Raw genomic sequence first — 18,775 nt, 5'->3', positions numbered from 1 at the left:
TTATAACACCCTCAATCGTCTATATCTGTATAGTCTGGTCTTTATTTCTGTTGGAATACCATCCGTAAAGCTAATACTTGCACTTCCCATTCCTTCACTTTTTAAGCCTTCTCTACCAATAAGATTGTATCTATAACAAACTAAATCCTCTAAAATATCCTGCATTTCTTCTGTTACTTCTGTTATGTTGCAAAAATCCTTTATTGTTCTTTCTGCTTTGTTTATAAGTAAACTTAAAAGGGGTTCATTATCTTCTTGAGTTAATAACTTTACATTATTTAAGACTTCATTTTTATTAATCATTTTTTCTAATCCCCCTTTGCTTCCTTAATTTGAGGGTATTGTCTTAATTTTTCTGCTACTTCTTCGTTTTCTGTTTCAAATTCCCCTTTTAAAAATTGACAACCCTCTGCGTATAGATATTTGTAATCGGATATGAATTTGAACTTTGTTTTCTTTGTAGTTTTCTTTGTAGCCAATTTGTTACCCTCCTTCCTATTCTATAAAAAAATAAAAAGGGACTATAAAGTCCCTAATTATATAAAGTTTATAATTTTTGCTAAGCTCTTTGGAGCTGTTATAATTGTAGCTTCTGCCACAACTTGTCCTTTTTCTGCGTCTCCTGTTTTTGCAAGAGGCTCATACTGGGCTTCTCTTAATTGTGGTAATTCCATATAATCTAACGCACCAATTAGGATTGTACCAGTTGGAACATTTGTAGACATTACCATTTTAGCCTTTCCGAATGGTGTTAGAATTTCAGTTACATCTATACCAACTGTAGAATCTGCTGAACTAAAGTTTATTCTTGCATTTGTTGCAGTCGTATAAAGCTCGATAACTTTCTCTACATCTGCAGGATTTACAAACATATATTTATCGCCCGTAACTTTCAGTTGGTATAATTTCATCATTGCATTTGAAATATATGCTTTTGTTAGTGTAGCTCCTTCTACATCTATTACATTATCTTCATCTACTAAGTTCAGTAATCCGTTCATCTTTCTTCCAGATGTTCCATCTTCATCTTTCTTTGTGCCTGTTAAGATGGATTTTTCCATATCAAATTTCAATTCCGTTAATCTGTCATTTATTTCTTTCGCTAATGCTTCGGCAGTAGAACCATAAATTGCCCCAGCTGTGCCACTTATTACAGTCGCTTTAGAAAAGATTTCTAAGTTATTAGATACCCAAGTATAAGTTGAGTTCTCTGAATCTGGAGCATCTGCCCCCTCTTTTCTTGCACCACTTGCTGTTGTACTAAGCTCCTTAATTTTTCTTCTTACTACTACATCTTTAGCAACGGTATTTTTTCCGTTAGCAAGTAATAGAGTTAATAATGGCGTATATTCTGCGTTTAATACCATTATTTCGTTTGATAAGTCTACTATATTTTGTCTTGGTAAATTTGTGTTTTTTAACATTGTTTTTTATTCCTCCTTGTATTTTTTTTATTATTATTTTTTTTGTATTAAAAAAACGCCTTTAATGGCGTTAGTTTCCTAAATTTATTAAATTACTTTAATTTCGCTAATATCATGTCCAACGGATTTCCACTCTTTTTAGCTTTTTCATATTCGTTATAATCTTGTCTTTGTTGTTTTTCTGCTGTTGGAGTTTCTCCCCTTAGATATTCTCCCTTAAATGCCTCTACTTGCTTTTCTACTATCTTATTGATAGTTTCTTTAATTTTCAATACATCTTGTTTTAAAACTTCTTCTTTATTTTCTTTGCCTACATATTTATTAACATCTACAACTTCTAACAAATCCAAATCCATCTCCTCAGATTTGAATAAGTCTATTAAATTTAATTTAAGTTCTTTTTCTTCTATTGCTCTTTCTCTTTTTAGGATTTCCTCTTCTTTTTGCCTTTCTATTTCCTTTATTCTTTCCTCTTCAGACATCTTCGCAAGTCTTTCTTTCTCTTCCTGCTCTGCCTTCAATTTCTCTTCTCTTTTTCTTATTGCTTCGGATATCCTTCTATCTGTTTCCTTTTGCCATTCTGCTTCCTTTTCTGCAAGAATTTCCTCTATTGTTTTCTCTTTTGTTTCTTCCTTCATTTCTTCCTGTTTTTCTTCTATTTCCATTTTATCCTTCATTTCTTCATTCATTTTTCTTATTCCTCCTTTTGTTTTTTTTGAGTTGTATATAATTCCCCCTTCGAAAAGTTGAAATATATGCCCCTCAATAGTAACCCTCACGAGGGGCTATTTTGTTCGTCTTTTTATAGATTTTTTTGCTTTATATTAGTTTGGTAAAAAATAATTTACAAAAATAATGAACAATACACCATTAATAACAAAAATAATTGTATTACTTTTATAAAAAATAATTTTAAGTAATATATTTCTATTTAATTTAGTATTTTTATTTTCTTTAGTATTGCTATTAATATAGATATTACGGGCTTAATTGCCCTAAGGCTTCGCATATCGCTACATCAATTAATATTTTTACTTTCAATTTTTTTTTAATTTAATCAAAATCATTCTTTATTTTTAAAAAACTTTAATAATTTTGATTATAAAAATAGTAAGGAGGCAATAACACTATAAGTATTACAATACTATTCCTCCCCGTTAGGGGAGATTATCAATAATAATTATATTTATAAATAATACTACAAAGCTAAAACCATATAGACTATGGAAGTACAGGAGTATAGAAACAAGCACAGTTTGCATGTCTCGGTAGTGCTGGTTCTGTTTCTATCCTAAATACTTTACCATGCATAGAACTACACTCACTACAAGAATTATCGAGCGTAGCATTGTACATCACTTCGGTTACACCCTCTTCTTTAAATAGCTCTATTTCTGCTATATAGTTTACTCTCGTATATTCTGTATTTATTAGCCTTTTAGCATTGTTATAGCTTACATTTAGTTCTTTTTCTATATCTTTTATTACTTTATTTACATTATCTTTATCTACTGCTCTTTTAATTAAATTTGACTTTAATTTTCTTTTTAACTTATGTTGATTATCCCAAATTCTCTCAGAGAAGCTTAGTCCACTCCAAGGGTCTGCAATATTCTTTTTTATTTTTTCTAATGTGGGGACTTCCTTATTCGACTTTATTAGTTCTTTACTATCCTCCCAACTTCTTTTATATCCTAAGATTAATAAACCAGTTATTAAAGCTATTTCTTTGTTTCTATTTTTATCAATCTTTTTATTTACTTCATCTATGGTTTTATTGAGCCTATTATATTTGTTCAGCTCTTCATAGTTCCATTCTCCTGCTTTTTCTTCCGTTTCTCTTATTATTTCTTTTATTTCTTTAAAAAGAAGAGCGTAAGCGATAATTAGCTCCTTTTCTATTTTCTTTATTTCTTTTCTTTGTTTCTCTTTCAGTTTCTCATGTTTTTTTATTATTTCTTTATTCATTTTTTTATTTTCCTCCTTTTTATGGAATTAAAAAAAGCCCCTATTAAGGGGCTATAAAGTTATCTACATAACATTATTGTCTATTTCTTCTGCAACTTTGTGGAAGTCTATATATTTCTCTTGTTCTGCTTCTACTTTTTCAAGTATTGCAAGAGGGTCACTTATAAAAGGAAGTCTCGATAATAATGTTTCTTTGTCTATCAATCCAGTTCCTTGAAGTTTTACTATTTCATCAATATATTCAGTATCATTAGTTGGGATATTTCGAATAAACTGAATATCTATGTCTCTTAAGTTGAATTTTTCTCCTGTTTTTAATTCAATTACAGGCTTTAATATTTTTAATAAATCCCTTATTGCCTTTGTAAACTTTCTCTCTTTTATAATGCACTTATGCTCAAGACCAGCGAACTTTAGCTTTAGTGAAACGCCACTTAAATTTCCACCGAAATTTTCATCCGACATATCTGGAACTCCAGATAATTTGTGAAGTAATTTTTCTAATCTATCTAAGTGTTTTTCTACTCCATCGGTATTAACATTTTTTGTCTCAAATCGGAAATTACCACCCTCATCAAGTGAGATAATTCCTTGGTCTTTTAGTTTCAAAACATCCTCTTCGTTTACATTTTCTCCACTGTTTATAACAATGTAAGCATTTCTAAAAGCCTCAAATTCATCGGCTGTGTAGCTTAGTATTTTGCTAAAAGTGTCTCGAATTGTATATATAACATCTATTTCACTTGTTTCCTGTTCATTATTCACTATTTCTACAAATGGAATCCTTCCAAATATGTGAGTTGTTGGGTTTTGTCTGCTGTAATCCAGTATAAGCTCCCCAGTTCTTTCATTTTCTACATAGTAATAGACTTTATTTCCTTTGTAAGCTTCTACATAAAGAAGTAGTTTATTATTTTCTATATCTTCTAAATAATAATATCTATAAACTCTTTCTATTTCATCTGTAGTCGCATTTTTAATTACTATTACTTCATCTGGTTTTACTTTTTTTATTTTTGTATTCCCAAATTCGTCTTGATATATAAACCAGTAAGCTTTTCCTTTTTTCAAAACTTCGATGCCAGTTTCCACAAATAAGTCATCTTTATCGTTCTCCGTAAAAATATCCTCTAATATATATTGAATATTATCCGATTTATTATGTTGAATAATAACTGGTTTTCCTAAAAAATACCCTACAGTAGCATCTATTACATATTTATCAAAGTTTGCTACCACTTTATTATTTGCATTGTCAATTCCGTTAATGGTTTTGTTTAGTATTGGGTGTTTTCCTATATAAATATCATCGTAGTATTTGTAAAGCTCCCTTTTTTCTCTATGTTTATCTATTTCTTGTTTTATAAATTTTCCATCTAAATTATCCATTCTTTTATTCCTCCTCTGTTTTATTTTTACATTAAAAAAAAGCCACTAAATGGCTTTAATTATCTTCTAAACATATCTCTTGTAAAGTCTAATTTTTTTCTGTTCTTTTGTGCTGTCTGAAATGCTATTTCGAACGCATCTATTGTATCATCATGCTCTGCTTCTGGGAAATTCAGTGTTTCTTCCTCCAATATATGCAAATCTTTAATGTGACTATATAAAAACACTTTAAAGTTCTCCCATTGCCCAGAAAACTTGTTCATTCTGGTAACTTTGTCCGTTATTGTTTGGATTTTAATGACTGGGAGCATTGTAGTCCTTATAAGTTCTCCAGGAAGAGCTTGTTGGTATGCTACGCTCTCTATTCCTATCCTCTCTACTGTATCCCATTTGTTTGCCATTTCTTTTATTTTTTCTATTTGCTCATTGAAGCTCAATTTTCCTCTATACATATCTAATAAATATATATATCCCGTATTTATTCCTATTCCAATAGTGCAAATAACGAAGCTGTCTGCCGATTGTTTTTGACTAATAGCTAAGTCTACTCCCATATATACTCTTACTTTTTCCTTTTTTTCTTCCTCTTCTTCTCTCCTGTATACATATATCCCATCTTTTTCTTTGGAGTATTTGTTGTAATACTGAATCCATTCGGGTTTAAATATATTCCCCTTCGCCTTTGGGACTTTTTGCTGATATTGCATATTAAAAATAATAGAGCCAACTAATTCCCTAATCTTCTTCAGTTCTTCGACTCCCTTTTTCCATTCCCATATGCTTCGCTCTTTTCCTGTTTTAGGGTCTATAAATAAGCTTTCTTTTTTTAATACTGAATATTGATTACTTTCGATAATAGTTGTCCAAAAATCACTGGGGTGATAGTGAGTTCCTATGCAGTGAACCCAACCATAACCATTTTGCATCTCTAAAGTTGGTAATACTGTATTGAAAATAAAAGTTTTTAATTTGTCTCTTTGCGTCTTAGAGGCACTATTTTCCTCTCCTACGATATCATCTAAAATAAGTATATCGAAGTGAGAGGAAATAAAGTTTGCAGATGCTCCCATACTTCCAGCAGATACAGAAGCCTCTTTTATTACTCTATCTCTTTTTAGACTAAACTGCGTTTCTGTCCAAATATCTCCCTTTAAGTCTCCGAAAATATTATGAATTACTGTGCCCTTTTCGAAGTATCGTTTCATTTCTCCTACGAATTTTTTACTTTGAGCAAGTGACTGAGTTGCAACTGCAATCCTTATATGTGGGTCTCTAAGGATTAGGGTAAGGGTGTATGCTGTGTTAAGTAGATAAGACTTCCCAAATCCTCTCCCTGCCATTACTAAACTATTCTTATTATTGTACTGGAAGAGCATTAATTCCTTGTGAAAATCCTGTAAATCCATCTGCATAATATAAACACACACAGTCCACCACGCAACAAGAAAGTCCTCCCCGAGGATTAATTCTTTTAAAACAATATCAGATAAAGGATTTTTACCGTTTCTATCTGTATATTGCATTATTCTCCTCCTGCCTTCTCAATCTGCATTCTTATAGCGTTAGATAAGTTATTTATAGCTTCCCTATCTTCTTCGCTTATTTTATTCGTGTTTATATTGGTATTCTCTGTCCTCTCTGTTGCTTCCCCTGTAAGCAATAAGAAATTCTTAAGAATTTCTGTATAATCCTTTGCATAATAATTATCTTTGTTCTCCAACATCATCTGGACTTCCATTTTTTGCATATATTCCATAAGAAAGACTAAGCTCTTTTCTTTTCTCTTTGCTATTTCCTTTATCATTTTTTTGTGGGCTTCTTCCGATGTTTTTCTCTCTATTTCTTCCATTTTTTCCTTCCAAGAAAAATCTGAGCTCCACTGATTTACTGTTCTAACTGTTATACCGAATTCTTTTGCCACTTTTTCGGGAACATCTTTTTCCCCTTCCATCTTTAATTTCGAATATAATTCAAAGGCATCTCTGTGCTTCTGCTTTTCTACTCTCTTTTTTTCTTTCATTTTTTTCTCCTCCTCCTTTAATTTTTTTACATTAAAAAAAAAGCCCTTAAGGGCTTAATGATATTATAAAATTATAAAACTGGTTTTAATTTCTCTTTAAGTTCATATAGCTTTTTAATAAAATTATCAATATCTTCTTCTTTTTTAAAAGAAAAGATTATATCTGGTGCAAATATAATATCTAAATCAATGTCACTTAAATCGCACATAGCTTTCTCAACAAGAATAGGCTCTCTTTCTTTTGTTATAGATAATAACCCATAATCACCAGCTTTTACTCTATCTATTGTATCTTCATTTATTTTTATTATAGTTGTTTCTCTACTTATGTTTTCTATTACTTTGTATTCATCTATTTTTATCATTCTTTTTCTCTCTCCTTTATTATTTATTTTTATTATTGTAGACTCTTGTGATTAAAATATAACTCTATATCTATTAAAAATTGAACATATTTCTGTTAATGTTTTGTATTTCTGTATTACTCTTCTGTGCTATCTGGAATGCTATTTCAAAAATATTTATTATACACGATAATAGTCTTCACATATAACCCCTTATTGAGGGGTTTTGTTCGTCTTTTTACATCAAATTTACACTTTCAAGTGCAGAAAGTGAAACAGATTCGAGTTCTCTTCTCCTTTTTATTTGCCTCGCAGTCAAATAATAGGAGTCGGATTTTTTTCTTTTTTTAGTGTTGTAGTAATCTTTGTCGTGTTCTCTAAGCCATTGCTCTGCTTCATCTAATTTGATTTTATATATCATTATCCTCTTCCTCCTCTCCTAATATCTTCCTGCTGTTTATTAGCCCTTTTTTAACTAACTTATGCCCTTTTTCGAGATAAGTCTCAAATTCTTCTGCATATTCTCGATAAGTATGCCCGTAGATTAAAGCGAAGATAATTGCCTCTCGCTCTTCTTTATTTAACTTTTTTAAACAACTTTCTAAATCTAAATAAATGGAAATAGCTACATCATCTCCAGTTTTAGCAAGTTCCTTTAAATTTAAATAATTTATATAAAGTTTTTTTAAAACTTCTATATCTGTATAATTAGCGTAATTTAATAGACTACTGTTGTAGTTTTGTTTTTGCTGTTTTCCCATCTTGTCCCCCCTTTGCTTGTTTTTATATAATAAGCAAAGTAAGGATAAATATAACAAAATAAGTGTTCTATATTGTTTTATATTTTATTTTTGTAAAAAATAATTTACAAGAAAATGAACAATACACCATGTATAACAAAAATAATTGTATTACTTTTATAAAAAATAATTTTAAGTAATATATTTCTATTTAATTTAGTATTTTTATTTATTTGTAGTGTTATTTTAATTAGGATAATACGGGCTAATGCCCTAAGGCTTCGCATATTGCCACATAAATTAATATTTTTTGCTTTTTTTTATTTTTTATAACAACGAAAATCTTTTTTTATTTTTTATTTTTTTATTTTTTATTTTTTATTTTTTATTTTTTATTTTTTATTTTTGATTTTTTATTTTTGATTATATTTAGAGTAAAGAGGCAAATAACACCACAAGTATTACAATACTATTCCTTCCCCATTAGGGGAGATTATCGAAAAATAATCTATGTAAAAACAAATATAAAAAGCTGAGAACCCTATAGAATATAGAAGTATATCCCAATAAATATACATATAAAAAAAAGAGACTTAAATAGTCTCTTTTAACTTAGGATACTAATTCCAATTCCTAAACAGAAAAAGAATAAGTTTATTTTTGCCCCTATTTTTGTTTTTTTCTCTTCATTTTCTATACATCCTACTGCAATCCTTCCAGCTAAATATGCGATTAATAACGCCCCTATTATCATTATTTTCATCATTTTTTTATTCCTCCTATTATTTGTTATTTTTTATAACTCCTTTTTTCTTGTCTGTTTGTTATATTATAGATACGCCCCTATAATATATTCCATTTTTATAAAATATTTTTTTATTATTTTTTGAAATAAAAAAAGCCATTTAGGGGGCTTTGAGATTGCTATATGACTTAATCTCCTTATATATATAAAGCCCCATATGGGGCTTGTGATTAGTATTCTTTATAAAATTCATCAATATTATCTGTATGAAACATCGCTACAATCGCTTCTATTCTCATTTCTTCTTGTTCTTTTTTTTCTTCTTCTGTAAGTTCCCTATAATTATCTTCTATTTCTAAGTCTGGAAGTTCCGTAGTACAATTCAGATGACATATGGGAATATAATACATATCTACATCTGTTATATATTCATCTTTATCTACAATAATTTTCCCAGTTCTTACATCTATTTCTGCTACTGCTCCAATAGAAGCATAAACATAAGTATTATACATTTCTTCTGCTATTTCATATAAATTAGCTTCATTTAGCTTATTTAATAAATCCTCTTTTGTTAATACTTTTTCATCTAAATTTTTCATTTTTATTTTTCTCATTTTTTTATTTCCTCCTTTGATTTTCTTATTTTTTTGACTTTTTATATTATAGATTAGTAGCCCTATAATATAACTAAAAATTAATGTTTTTTTTATTTATTTTTATCTTTAACAATTAGATATTTAGCGTAATTTAGGACTTCCTTAATTGTATCTTCATCCATATTTTTTATTATTTTTTTTAGTTTTTCTATTAATTCTTCTCTCATTTTTTTATACCCTCCTTTTATTTTAATGTTATTAACTTCCTAACTTTATTAGCCTTATAAAAGCACAAAAGAAGCCACTGTCTCGGCTTCTAATGTTTTGGGAAATCTGTATAAAATTTTTAAATAAAAACATAAAAAAATAAGATATATAGCGTAAAAATATATTATCAAACTTTTTTAATTGTTGCAATACTAAAACGGTTCTACCCCCTATTAATTTAGTAAAAAACTATCTACATTATATCTATATCTACTTTTTTTCTTCTCTTGCTCTATAAGTATCCCGTTTTCTCTACACCATTTAATAGGAATACTTTTTCTATCTGTATTTTCTATAAAGTCCTTAATCTTTTCTGCTTCTATGGCATAAGTTTCCTCTACTTCTCTAAAATTTATTATAAAATAAGCTTTTACTCCTTCGTATGTGGAGGCATTACATAGCCCTACTAATTGGTTATTCTTTATATTACTTAGGGGTAAACTCTTCTGTTTTGTAGATTTTAACTCCATCAGTATAGTTTCTTTACTATAAGGATTATGGCACATAAAATCGCAAATATTGTTTGCCGTAAATCTTGTTTTATTACTATCTTTATCGCCTCCCCACGCTCCTGCACTATTTCGGAAGCGATAAGTAAATACATTTAATGGGAAGCTCTTTATAAAATCTTCTTCGAATTTCTTTCCTTCGTTCTTCAGTTCTCTCCTCCTCCTTTGCTCTTTATTTAAATCTTTATATTATAGATAATAGAGTTATATTTATAACTCTAATGATGTTTAATAAAGTAAAAAAAAAAAGCCCTTAAGGGCTTATGTCGTTTGAAGTGTTTTTTGATTTAAGTAATTAAAGAAATTATTCCATTTATCTTTAATTGCTCCAACTTCTTTTATTTGTTTAGTTATATTATTTTCTATTTCTTGTGGAATTAGGGCAAATGAGAAAGAATGCTTATCTATTTCTTCAATAATCTTATTATTATTTGCTCCAATACTATCTAATTCAGCTAAACATTTTTTTATTAGTTTAGCTATTTTAATCTGTTCTTCTTCTGTGTATAGTACGGGACAAATATGGTCTTTTATAACAAAATATAACTTATTTTCTTCTATAAAATAATCTATTATTTCGCTGTATTCTTCTATAAATTCTTCTATATTTTTATCTATTTTGAAAAAGTTTTTACTTTTTATATATTTTTTATATTGTTCCTCTTTATATTCCTCCGTTTCTTGTTCTTCAAATTCACTTTCTGCGAGATATAATTTCTTACTGTATTGTTTATATTTTCTTTCAAACTGTCCGTTTATATCGAATGCATCTACTTGGTAGTACACTGTATTTCCTATAGCAAATATAAAAGTATATCCATATTTTTTTATGTCTGTTATTACTTCCATTACTTCCTCGGCACTTCCCATCTGAATGGAGTGGCAATCAAATATTAACATGGTTTCTTCTCGAGAAAATTTAAGGAGTTGGTCGGTGTTATAGATATATCCTCCACTATTATAGTCAAAAGAAAGTTTTACAACTGGTTTTGTCTTTTTCTTTCCATAGCTTTCATATTCTACTTTTTTTATTACTTTCCCTAATTTGTTAAGCCTGTCCACTTTATTTGCGAGTTCTCTATATCTATTAATAGCGTGGAACACTTGCTCTCCTGTTTCTTCTGCTATATCTTCTATTGCCTTCCTGCTTACTCTACTTAGTTTGTTTTGTTTAAAGTATATATTATTTACAAAGTATTTCAAGCTTCTATCCTCTTTAAAATCAATTTTTTCATCTGTGTATTTTCTTACAAAAATATCTAATTCCTTTCTTAAATTTTTTCCTTCGAAGATTGCTCTATCTCGTATTTTTAAAAATATATTTTCATTTATTTCTACATCTTTCTTATTTAGAATATTTATAATTAATTGTTTATTCATTTTTCTTATTCCTCCTTATTTCTTTTTTTATTTTTGTTATATTATAGATTGGTGGTCTAATTTTATAACCAAAATATAAAAAAATATATAAAATATTTGTTCTATATTGTTTTATACTTTTTAATAAAGTTATGTAGACAACATTATTAAAATCCTCCCTAATGGGAGGGCGTTTATCTATGTAATATAATTCCCTTTAATTTTTTAAATGGTAATCAAAATCTTTCTTTTTATTTTTCTGCAAAAAAAGAAGGCTATATTAAGCCCTCTTTTAACATTTTAAATCTATTTTCTTGCCTCCATTTATCTACATCCTTTATCTTATTCTTTTCTGCCATCCTCTTTTTTATTTCTTTTCCTCTTTTTCCCCATTTCTCCCTATTAAATCTTGCTAAGTCTCCTCTTTTTATGTTGTTTGAGAACTCCTTTATCTCCTCTACTTGCTCTGCTGTGTAGTATCTACTATTATTATGCCATAGAGGAACGGGTATTAGTCTGGGTTCGTTACGGGCTTCAAGCTCGTTAGAATACTTGTCCCAAAGCCAAATGGTTTGTTGGCTCTTTCCTACTTCTTTTGCTACATCGGTTGTTGTATAGTATTGTATATTATCAATTATTCTCATTTTTTTCTTCCTCCTTTCATCTTTTTAGTTTTTTTTCTTTTTTATATTTCGTTCAAATAAATTCCATCTTTTTTACACATAATCATCAGTTTTAATGTTTCTGTTGCTATATCTCTAAGCTCTTGTGGTGTATCTACTCCTAAATTTTTTCCGTAACACATATATATATCAGAGCAACTATTTCCGTATACTACTATATAAAGAAAAATAAATGCTTCTTTTATATCTCTTTCTATAAGATGCTTTAGATTGGTTGTTAACTCTTTGTATATTTCATTTAGTTCTTGGTCTGTTTCCCCTTCTTTCATTAGTCGTTCTATAGTGGGAAGAGCTTTATAAGTTTTCTTTAAGTTGGTCTGGTTCTTCCAAATGTTAGATACTTTTATTCCTGTTAGTTCTTCAAATTTACTCATTTTTTATTCCTCCTTAGTTGTTTAATTGATTTTTTTATATTATAGATAGTTCAGGCTATAATATAACTATTTAAAAAAAATAATTTATATTTATATGAAAAATATATAAATAAAGTATATATATAAATAAGTTAGATTACTGTTTTTTAGTTTTTTTTTATTAAAAATGTATGAACAATGTATACATAATGTATATATATTTTATATTTTTTAAGGGTTACAGCTCTTTTGTTTGGTCTTTACTTATATATATTATTTATACTTTATATATACATATCTACAGTCTATAAGGATTTAGATGCTATTTTATTAAATATTGTTGCTTATATCTCCCTAAGGGGAGAGGGATATATTGTTATTGGCTTGTAGTTGTGTTGTTATATTTATTTTAAAATAATCAAAGATTATTAAAGTTTTTAAAATTAAAGAATGATTTTCATTAAAATTAAAAAAAATAAAAAAGTAAAAATATATATTCAAAAAGCAAATATGCGAAGCCTTAGGGCAATTAAGCCCGTATTATCTATATTAATAGCAATACTAAAGAAAATAAAAATACTAAATTAAATGGTAATATATTTACTTAAAATTATTCTTTATAAAATCAATACACATTTTTTTTCGTTATACATGGTGTATTGTTCATTATTTTGGTAAAATATAATTTACATTTTTAACAATCCTTTATATATTCTACAAAAACAGAAAAGAAGCTAAATCCCTTTAGCTCCTTGTTCTTAATATAATCTATCAAATTCGCAAAACTCATTAAAACTTTTTAGCATTTGTTCTTCTCCATTTTTCTTATAATTCTTTATCTCTATTATCTTTTCTGTATTCTTTTTAGTATTTCCATATACTCTTTCTGCTATTTCTTCTCCAAAGGCATCCTCTACTCTTTTTATAGATATATTACTTATTGTTATTTTGTTTTCTATTATTCTCCCTGCCATAGCCTCAGCATCTCTTAGTATTCTTTCCGTATATAGTGGAATAGTAAAAAATGTAATCAAATTCTTCCATCCTCTTGCCTTTGCCTCTTTCTTTGCTCTATCCATCATTTCACTTGGTATATTGCTGTTTTCCACTTTTGTAATAAGTCCCAATAAAGCAAACATATTTATAGCGTTAGCTACTGTGGTCTTGCTTTTTATATTTAAAAAATCAGCGATATATTGGTAACTACTAAAAAAAACTGCATCATTCCCTAAACTTTCTACTTTTGTTCTTATATTTCCTATTCCAATAGTGTTCATTTTTTCTAAAATATAGAAGTGTTTGCCTATAAGCTTGTATAAATTTGGATACTGTAGCATAAATCTAAAATCTATACCCTCTATTATTTCTATATTGTTTACATATTTTCTTACATTCATGTTTCTATGCTCCTCCTCTTCTGTTTTTATATTAAGGGCTTCCATTGCTTCCCTAAGTGCATACAAGAAATTACAACCAAGTTCTATCTGTATTAAGTCTATTAAATCAAAATAAGCAAATTCTCCAGTTTCTTTATTTTTTGTAAAGTATCTTATTACTTCGCTTGTTTCATCTTGGCTAATCCAAGCGATGTTATTCTCTATTAGTTCACATTCAAATTCTTTACCGATTTCGTATTTAAAGTAATTATTTCTTCTTATGTGATTTATAGCCATTTTATTGGAAAAAAGTCTTATATTGTTTGTATTTTGTGTTATAATATTAATATAAGAGAATGTTCTTTTTACTTCAAATCTTTCCTTTAAAAGCCCATTTTCTCCCCAAGAAAGGGCTTTTTCTTTTATTATTTGGGTTATATCTCTTTTTTCTCTATCTTCTTTTATTTCCTTTATCTTTTGTAAGTATTCTGCTTGTTCTTTCTCTCTTTTTTTCTTATTTTCCATTCTTTCAATTTTTAGTTTCTTTGTTTTTATTTCCTTATTTATTTCCTCTCTTAGCTCTGCTATTCTGTGCTTGTCCATATATTTGTATACATCTTCAAGGGTTTGGTTTTCTCTTGTACTTTTATTTCTTTCTTTTCTTATCATATAGAATACTGCTTCATATTCGAGGATTGTTTCGCAATCTTCTATTATATCTAAATCTTTTAGTGTTTCAAATCTCATTTATTTCCCTCCTTTGTTTTTATTTTTTATATGAGTTCTATTATTTGTGGTGCATTTGTTACTATAGTTGTCCTACTTATTAGATTTTGTTCTTCAAGTTCGCCTAAGTAACGAATAACTGATTGATAGCTTGTTCCGATTTCTTGGGCGATTTGTCTTACTCCTTTTTCCTTTATCTTATTATCATTGTCTTTATTTTTTTGTAAGTATAGATATAAAAGTCTTGCCCCTATACTTATTTCTTTATTTGTTATTATTTTGTTCATTTTTTTACTCCTCCTTTATTTTTTATTATTTGTTATATTATAGATAGTTGGTTGAAAAATATAACCAATATTAAGAAAAAAAATAATATTTTTTTTAAATAATATGTAATGGAGGGAACTAATCCCCTCCCCCGTTCTCTCTATATTATTTAAGGAGGCTAATATCGAGAAAGATGCTTTATTTTTAGTATTGGTTTGTATCTATTATAATTATATAAGGATGTCAATTTTTTATAACTAAAAAAGTGTTTTATATTGTCTTATATTAAATTTTTTTTTGAATAAAATAAAGAAAAATATAAAGAAGGGGGCTAATATAGCTATGTATACAAAGGAGGATAAGCAGGAGCTTGTATATTCGATTTTAGAAGGATTGGATATGGTTGGAGATGTATATGCTAAGGAAATTATAGAGGAGGCTCTGGAAGTCTATACAATTATTAAGCAGACTACTATTCAATATTGTCAATCTTGTGGGAAGGCGTTTACTAAGGAGGAGCTTGTATATTACGCATTGATAGATAATAATATAGTTTGTCAGAATTGTAGTACAGTTCACTATCAAAAATATTTACGGATAGTTAAATAATTAAGCCCTTAGGGGCTTTTTTATTATTTATTTTCAATGGAGTTAGTTTCCTAAATCCATTGGAATTACTGATGTTGACGCAATATTCAACTTGACTATAGCAAAAATACTCTATATAATAACATAGTAGTCAATAATCAATTATTTATTGCTTATAGTCTACAAATTGAAAAAAAATATGAGGAGCGTGATATTTATGGCTGGACATTCATAAAAAAAAATAAAAAAATAAATAAGAATGAAATCCGATGTCCAGGAAAGGGTATCGTAATATGATAAATGTAACAATAAAACAGGCAGAAAGTAACTTTAAAATGTATCTTTATAGGGAGGGAAAAGCTAACTCTACAGCAGAGGCTTATTTAAGGGATTTAGAGTTCTTTAGAAATTTTCTAAAAGATAATCTAAATAATAAAATAAGATATATAAATCAGATTACTTTAGTGGAAATTAGACAGTATAAGGATTATATGCTTTCCCTTGTAGAAAGTGGAGAAACAAAAAGGACTACAGTAAGTAGAAGATTTAACAGTTTAAAGACTTTTTATAATTTCTTAGAAGAAGAATTTAATATTAAGAATATTATCAAGGGAGATAAATTTGGAAACAGAAAGCAAAGCATAGATTGTAGAAATGCTTTACCCGAAGTATTAAGTAGGAGAGAAATAAAAGTAATATTAGACACAATAAGAAATAGCAATAATAAAAACAAATATAGAGATTACGCATTATTTCAGATTCTTGTAAATCTCGGTTGTAGACGCTCAGAAGTTCTTGAGTTAAAGTGGGAAGATGTAGACTTTTATAAAAATACCATTAGAATAACCAGAGAAAAAACAAGTAATGCCGATATTCTGCCATTACCATCCCCTGTAAAAGAAGCATTAGAGGGTTACATGGACACATTACCACAAATGGGAGAATACATATTTCAAACTCGAGAAAGTGGAAAGATGTCCGTATCTGCTTTTACAAGTACAGTTAATAAGTGGATAAAAGAGTCTAAAATGGAAGAAATTAAGGGATTTAAAATCACAGCCCATACTTTTAGACATAGTTTTATTACGGAGTTGATAAATAAAAACATAGAAGAGAGTAAAATAATACGCTATACAGGACATAAAGATATAAGAACATTAAAAATTTACACACACTTAAACCACTCGAATTTAAGTGATGTAAATAGTATTATAGAAGATTTATTTCAAGAAGCTATGTAGAAATATATTGATTTATTTTCCCCCTTAGGGTATCATGAATATAAATTAATACCATCGATGGGCTTAAAAAGTTGTAACTAATACAGAACATAGTTTATAGATTATATATTCACACTTGGCTTTATTAATTAGCTTTTTCAAAAAGTAAACCAATAAGCCAAAAAAAACACCAGCAAAAGCTGATGTTTTCTTGAAGTGTAATGAGTAAGTCTATAAGCCGAGTTCTGTCTTGGATGATCATCTATCTAGGCCTACTGTTGCCAGTAGGCTCAAGCGACCTACCAACGGAGCGGGAACGGGCAGCCCCCTTTGTATGCTCCTACTTGGTCTTGCTCCGGGTGGGGTTTACATAGCCAACTAGTCGCCTAGTTGCTGGTGAGCTCTTACCTCACCTTTCCATCCTTACCACATATGTGGCGGTTTATTTCTGTTGCACTTTCCTTGGAGTCGCCTCCACTGGGTATTACCCAGCACCCTTGCCCTATGGAGCTCGGACTTTCCTCATTTACCTAAAAGGTAAACGCGATCATCTAGCTTACTCAAATATAAAGTTTTCATATAGTTATTATATCACATACAATTTGTATGTCAAAAGGTAATTATTACATTCTCATGAATGCTCCTGGTCCTATTGGTAATCCAAGAACTGACCAGATTATTAATAGGACTGTCCATCCTAATAGGAACGCTATTGAATATGGAACCATTGAAGAAATTAGTGTACCAATTCCTGTTTTTTTGTCATATTTTTGAGCAAATGCTACTATAACTGCAAAGTATGACATAAGAGGAGAAATTATATTAGTTGTTGAGTCTCCTATTCTATATGCAACTTGCGTAAATTCTGGTGTATAACCAAGTCTCATAAACATAGGTACAAACACTGGAGCCATTATAGCCCATTTAGCAGATGCTGAACCTATGAATAAGTTTATAAATGCTGAAACTAATATAAATGCTATTATTAAAGGAAGTCCTGTAAATCCTATATTTTCTAATAACTCTGCTCCTTTAACAGCAAGAATTGTTCCTAAATTTGAATAGTTAAAGTATGCTATAAACTGAGCTGCAACGAAAGATAATACTAGGTATCCTCCCATTGTTCCCATAGCTTTACCCATAGCATTAGCTACATCTTTGTCATCTTTTATAGTTTTAGAAGCTATACCATAAGCAACACCTGGTATTAAGAAGAATCCCATTATAATAGGAACTATACCATCCATAAATGCTGAATGTTCTAATATTTCTCCAGTTTCTGGATTTCTAAGAATTCCATTTGATGGAACTACTAATGCTGCTATTACTGCAACATAAACTAATAAAGATATTAATGATGCATTAAGACCTTTCTTTTCTTCAGCAGTTAAATCTTTTAATTCAACTTTCTCTTCACCTTTGTATTCTCCAAGTCTTGGCTCAACTACTTTTTCTGTTATCCAAGTACCTATTATTGTTATTACAAAAGTAGACACTATCATGAAGTACCAGTTAGCTGTAGCAGCAACTGAATAGTTTGGATCTAATATTTTAGCAGCTTCTGTACTTAATCCTCCAAGTAACGGGTCTACTGTACCTATAAGAAGGTTTGCACTAAATCCTCCTGAAACTCCAGCAAACGCTGCAGCAAGACCTGCTAATGGATGACGACCAAAGCTTAAGAATATAATTGCACCAAGTGGAACTAACACAACGTATCCAGCATCTGATGCTATATTAGACATTATACCTAAGAATACAACAACAGCAGTTATTGCTCTCTTTGGAGTATTTAAAACAACTTTTCTTAATAACGCAGATATAAGTCCTGTTCCTTCAGCTACACCAACCCCTAGCATAGCTACTAAAACTGTTCCTAAAGGAGCAAATCCTGTAAAGTTTGAAACAGCTTTTGAGAATATGAATCTAATACCATCTGGGTTTAATAAGCTTACAGCACCTACTGTAGCTTCTTTTATTTCTCCTGTTGATCTATCGATCATATCAAATTGAACAGAAAGACCTGCACGAGCAGCAATGTCAGATATGATCACAACAGCAAGAGCAAAAATAAAGAATAATGTTACCGGATGTGGTAATGCATTTCCTACTTTTTCTATCATGTCTAGGAATTTCCCAAACAGACTCTTTTTAGTAGGCTGTTCTAATTGCTTTGTAGACATCTTTTTTCCTCCTTT

The 18,775-nt window shown here is 29.1% G+C and carries 22 protein-coding genes and 1 other RNA gene; 2 read left to right on the top strand and 21 right to left on the bottom strand.

Annotated features, from left to right (window positions below):
• From JWYL7_RS03005 to JWYL7_RS02925, 19 genes are all read right to left on the bottom strand, one after another.
• Positions 1–303 carry a phage head-tail connector protein gene (locus JWYL7_RS03005; protein ID WP_066068735.1) on the bottom strand — a complete coding sequence of 101 codons (303 nt, stop codon included), beginning with the start codon at positions 301–303 and terminating at the stop codon, positions 1–3.
• Positions 304–308: 5 nt separating this feature from the next.
• A complete protein-coding gene (locus JWYL7_RS10495) occupies positions 309–479 on the bottom strand; it encodes a hypothetical protein (protein WP_161937474.1) in 171 nt (56 codons plus the stop codon).
• A 57-nt stretch (positions 480–536) separates the two neighbouring features.
• On the bottom strand, positions 537–1,424 hold the full coding sequence (locus tag JWYL7_RS03000; protein WP_066068732.1) for an SU10 major capsid protein: 888 nt from the start codon (positions 1,422–1,424) through the stop codon (positions 537–539).
• A gap of 92 nt (positions 1,425–1,516) precedes the next feature.
• A complete protein-coding gene (locus JWYL7_RS02995; RefSeq protein WP_066068729.1) occupies positions 1,517–2,113 on the bottom strand; it encodes a DUF4355 domain-containing protein in 597 nt (198 codons plus the stop codon).
• A 532-nt stretch (positions 2,114–2,645) separates the two neighbouring features.
• A complete protein-coding gene (locus JWYL7_RS02990; protein WP_066068726.1) occupies positions 2,646–3,392 on the bottom strand; it encodes a minor capsid protein in 747 nt (248 codons plus the stop codon).
• Positions 3,393–3,455: 63 nt separating this feature from the next.
• The gene (locus JWYL7_RS02985; protein WP_066068724.1) at positions 3,456–4,781 is read right to left on the bottom strand and encodes a phage portal protein; all 1,326 of its coding nucleotides are present in this window, start codon (positions 4,779–4,781) and stop codon (positions 3,456–3,458) included.
• Positions 4,782–4,840: 59 nt separating this feature from the next.
• Positions 4,841–6,304: a phage terminase large subunit gene (terL, locus tag JWYL7_RS02980; RefSeq protein ID WP_066068722.1), complete on the bottom strand. Its 1,464-nt coding sequence runs from the start codon at positions 6,302–6,304 to the stop codon at positions 4,841–4,843.
• Complete coding sequence (locus tag JWYL7_RS02975; protein ID WP_066068719.1) at positions 6,304–6,801, bottom strand: hypothetical protein; 498 nt, start codon at positions 6,799–6,801, stop codon at positions 6,304–6,306. Before JWYL7_RS02975 ends, terL begins: the two co-directional genes overlap by 1 nt.
• A 71-nt stretch (positions 6,802–6,872) precedes the next feature.
• Positions 6,873–7,166 carry a hypothetical protein gene (locus tag JWYL7_RS02970; protein ID WP_066068716.1) on the bottom strand — a complete coding sequence of 98 codons (294 nt, stop codon included), beginning with the start codon at positions 7,164–7,166 and terminating at the stop codon, positions 6,873–6,875.
• Positions 7,167–7,383: 217 nt separating this feature from the next.
• Positions 7,384–7,566: a hypothetical protein gene (locus tag JWYL7_RS02965; RefSeq protein ID WP_066068713.1), complete on the bottom strand. Its 183-nt coding sequence runs from the start codon at positions 7,564–7,566 to the stop codon at positions 7,384–7,386.
• Complete coding sequence (locus tag JWYL7_RS02960) at positions 7,556–7,906, bottom strand: sigma-70 family RNA polymerase sigma factor (protein WP_066068709.1); 351 nt, start codon at positions 7,904–7,906, stop codon at positions 7,556–7,558. Before JWYL7_RS02960 ends, JWYL7_RS02965 begins: the two co-directional genes overlap by 11 nt.
• 586 nt (positions 7,907–8,492) lie before the next feature.
• On the bottom strand, positions 8,493–8,651 hold the full coding sequence (locus JWYL7_RS10490; protein WP_161937473.1) for a hypothetical protein: 159 nt from the start codon (positions 8,649–8,651) through the stop codon (positions 8,493–8,495).
• Between the two features lie 209 nt (positions 8,652–8,860).
• Entirely contained in the window at positions 8,861–9,247 is a 387-nt protein-coding gene (locus JWYL7_RS02955) for a hypothetical protein (protein WP_066068706.1), read from the bottom strand.
• A 422-nt stretch (positions 9,248–9,669) separates the two neighbouring features.
• Positions 9,670–10,119 carry a Holliday junction resolvase RecU gene (locus JWYL7_RS10115; RefSeq protein WP_331722134.1) on the bottom strand — a complete coding sequence of 150 codons (450 nt, stop codon included), beginning with the start codon at positions 10,117–10,119 and terminating at the stop codon, positions 9,670–9,672.
• Between the two features lie 147 nt (positions 10,120–10,266).
• Positions 10,267–11,385 carry a hypothetical protein gene (locus tag JWYL7_RS02945; protein ID WP_066068701.1) on the bottom strand — a complete coding sequence of 373 codons (1,119 nt, stop codon included), beginning with the start codon at positions 11,383–11,385 and terminating at the stop codon, positions 10,267–10,269.
• Positions 11,386–11,639: 254 nt separating this feature from the next.
• Positions 11,640–12,008, bottom strand: coding sequence for a hypothetical protein (locus JWYL7_RS02940; RefSeq protein WP_066068700.1), 369 nt, complete (start codon positions 12,006–12,008; stop codon positions 11,640–11,642).
• A gap of 41 nt (positions 12,009–12,049) precedes the next feature.
• Positions 12,050–12,421: a hypothetical protein gene (locus JWYL7_RS02935; RefSeq protein ID WP_066068697.1), complete on the bottom strand. Its 372-nt coding sequence runs from the start codon at positions 12,419–12,421 to the stop codon at positions 12,050–12,052.
• A gap of 737 nt (positions 12,422–13,158) precedes the next feature.
• The gene (locus JWYL7_RS02930; RefSeq protein WP_066068695.1) at positions 13,159–14,523 is read right to left on the bottom strand and encodes a hypothetical protein; all 1,365 of its coding nucleotides are present in this window, start codon (positions 14,521–14,523) and stop codon (positions 13,159–13,161) included.
• Positions 14,524–14,549: 26 nt separating this feature from the next.
• The gene (locus JWYL7_RS02925; RefSeq protein WP_066068692.1) at positions 14,550–14,789 is read right to left on the bottom strand and encodes a helix-turn-helix domain-containing protein; all 240 of its coding nucleotides are present in this window, start codon (positions 14,787–14,789) and stop codon (positions 14,550–14,552) included.
• A gap of 277 nt (positions 14,790–15,066) precedes the next feature.
• On the opposite strand from JWYL7_RS02925, the gene JWYL7_RS02920 reads away from it, so the two are divergent.
• A complete protein-coding gene (locus JWYL7_RS02920) occupies positions 15,067–15,378 on the top strand; it encodes a hypothetical protein (RefSeq protein WP_153011565.1) in 312 nt (103 codons plus the stop codon).
• Positions 15,379–15,650: 272 nt separating this feature from the next.
• A complete protein-coding gene (locus JWYL7_RS02915; RefSeq protein WP_066068686.1) occupies positions 15,651–16,598 on the top strand; it encodes a tyrosine-type recombinase/integrase in 948 nt (315 codons plus the stop codon).
• A 197-nt stretch (positions 16,599–16,795) separates the two neighbouring features.
• On the opposite strand, the gene rnpB is transcribed toward JWYL7_RS02915, so the two are convergent.
• Positions 16,796–17,140: RNase P RNA component class A (gene rnpB, locus JWYL7_RS02910), an RNA gene on the bottom strand.
• A gap of 60 nt (positions 17,141–17,200) precedes the next feature.
• Positions 17,201–18,760 (bottom strand): AbgT family transporter, encoded by a 1,560-nt coding sequence (locus tag JWYL7_RS02905; protein ID WP_066068683.1) that lies wholly within the window; start codon positions 18,758–18,760, stop codon positions 17,201–17,203.
• Positions 18,761–18,775: the final 15 nt, after the last annotated feature.

This window comes from Alkalithermobacter thermoalcaliphilus JW-YL-7 = DSM 7308 (genome assembly GCA_001584565.1).
Lineage (GTDB): Bacteria > Bacillota > Clostridia > Peptostreptococcales > Peptostreptococcaceae > Alkalithermobacter > Alkalithermobacter thermoalcaliphilus.
Note: the sequence above shows the minus strand (reverse complement) of the source record. Positions and strands in the feature narration are given on the sequence as shown.

Excerpts from the sequence above, each read along its gene's own strand:
- JWYL7_RS03005 (WP_066068735.1), bottom strand. The coding sequence starts at position 303 with ATGATTAATAAAAATGAAGTCTTAAATAATGTAAAGTTATTAACTCAA.
- JWYL7_RS03000 (WP_066068732.1), bottom strand. The coding sequence starts at position 1,424 with ATGTTAAAAAACACAAATTTACCAAGACAAAATATAGTAGACTTATCA.
- JWYL7_RS02995 (WP_066068729.1), bottom strand. The coding sequence starts at position 2,113 with ATGAATGAAGAAATGAAGGATAAAATGGAAATAGAAGAAAAACAGGAA.
- JWYL7_RS02990 (WP_066068726.1), bottom strand. The coding sequence starts at position 3,392 with ATGAATAAAGAAATAATAAAAAAACATGAGAAACTGAAAGAGAAACAA.
- JWYL7_RS02985 (WP_066068724.1), bottom strand. The coding sequence starts at position 4,781 with ATGGATAATTTAGATGGAAAATTTATAAAACAAGAAATAGATAAACAT.
- terL (WP_066068722.1), bottom strand. The coding sequence starts at position 6,304 with ATGCAATATACAGATAGAAACGGTAAAAATCCTTTATCTGATATTGTT.
- JWYL7_RS02975 (WP_066068719.1), bottom strand. The coding sequence starts at position 6,801 with ATGAAAGAAAAAAAGAGAGTAGAAAAGCAGAAGCACAGAGATGCCTTT.
- JWYL7_RS02970 (WP_066068716.1), bottom strand. The coding sequence starts at position 7,166 with ATGATAAAAATAGATGAATACAAAGTAATAGAAAACATAAGTAGAGAA.
- JWYL7_RS02965 (WP_066068713.1), bottom strand. The coding sequence starts at position 7,566 with ATGATATATAAAATCAAATTAGATGAAGCAGAGCAATGGCTTAGAGAA.
- JWYL7_RS02960 (WP_066068709.1), bottom strand. The coding sequence starts at position 7,906 with ATGGGAAAACAGCAAAAACAAAACTACAACAGTAGTCTATTAAATTAC.
- JWYL7_RS10490 (WP_161937473.1), bottom strand. The coding sequence starts at position 8,651 with ATGATGAAAATAATGATAATAGGGGCGTTATTAATCGCATATTTAGCT.
- JWYL7_RS02955 (WP_066068706.1), bottom strand. The coding sequence starts at position 9,247 with ATGAGAAAAATAAAAATGAAAAATTTAGATGAAAAAGTATTAACAAAA.
- JWYL7_RS02945 (WP_066068701.1), bottom strand. The coding sequence starts at position 11,385 with ATGAATAAACAATTAATTATAAATATTCTAAATAAGAAAGATGTAGAA.
- JWYL7_RS02940 (WP_066068700.1), bottom strand. The coding sequence starts at position 12,008 with ATGAGAATAATTGATAATATACAATACTATACAACAACCGATGTAGCA.
- JWYL7_RS02935 (WP_066068697.1), bottom strand. The coding sequence starts at position 12,421 with ATGAGTAAATTTGAAGAACTAACAGGAATAAAAGTATCTAACATTTGG.
- JWYL7_RS02930 (WP_066068695.1), bottom strand. The coding sequence starts at position 14,523 with ATGAGATTTGAAACACTAAAAGATTTAGATATAATAGAAGATTGCGAA.
- JWYL7_RS02925 (WP_066068692.1), bottom strand. The coding sequence starts at position 14,789 with ATGAACAAAATAATAACAAATAAAGAAATAAGTATAGGGGCAAGACTT.
- JWYL7_RS02915 (WP_066068686.1), top strand. The coding sequence starts at position 15,651 with ATGATAAATGTAACAATAAAACAGGCAGAAAGTAACTTTAAAATGTAT.
- JWYL7_RS02905 (WP_066068683.1), bottom strand. The coding sequence starts at position 18,760 with ATGTCTACAAAGCAATTAGAACAGCCTACTAAAAAGAGTCTGTTTGGG.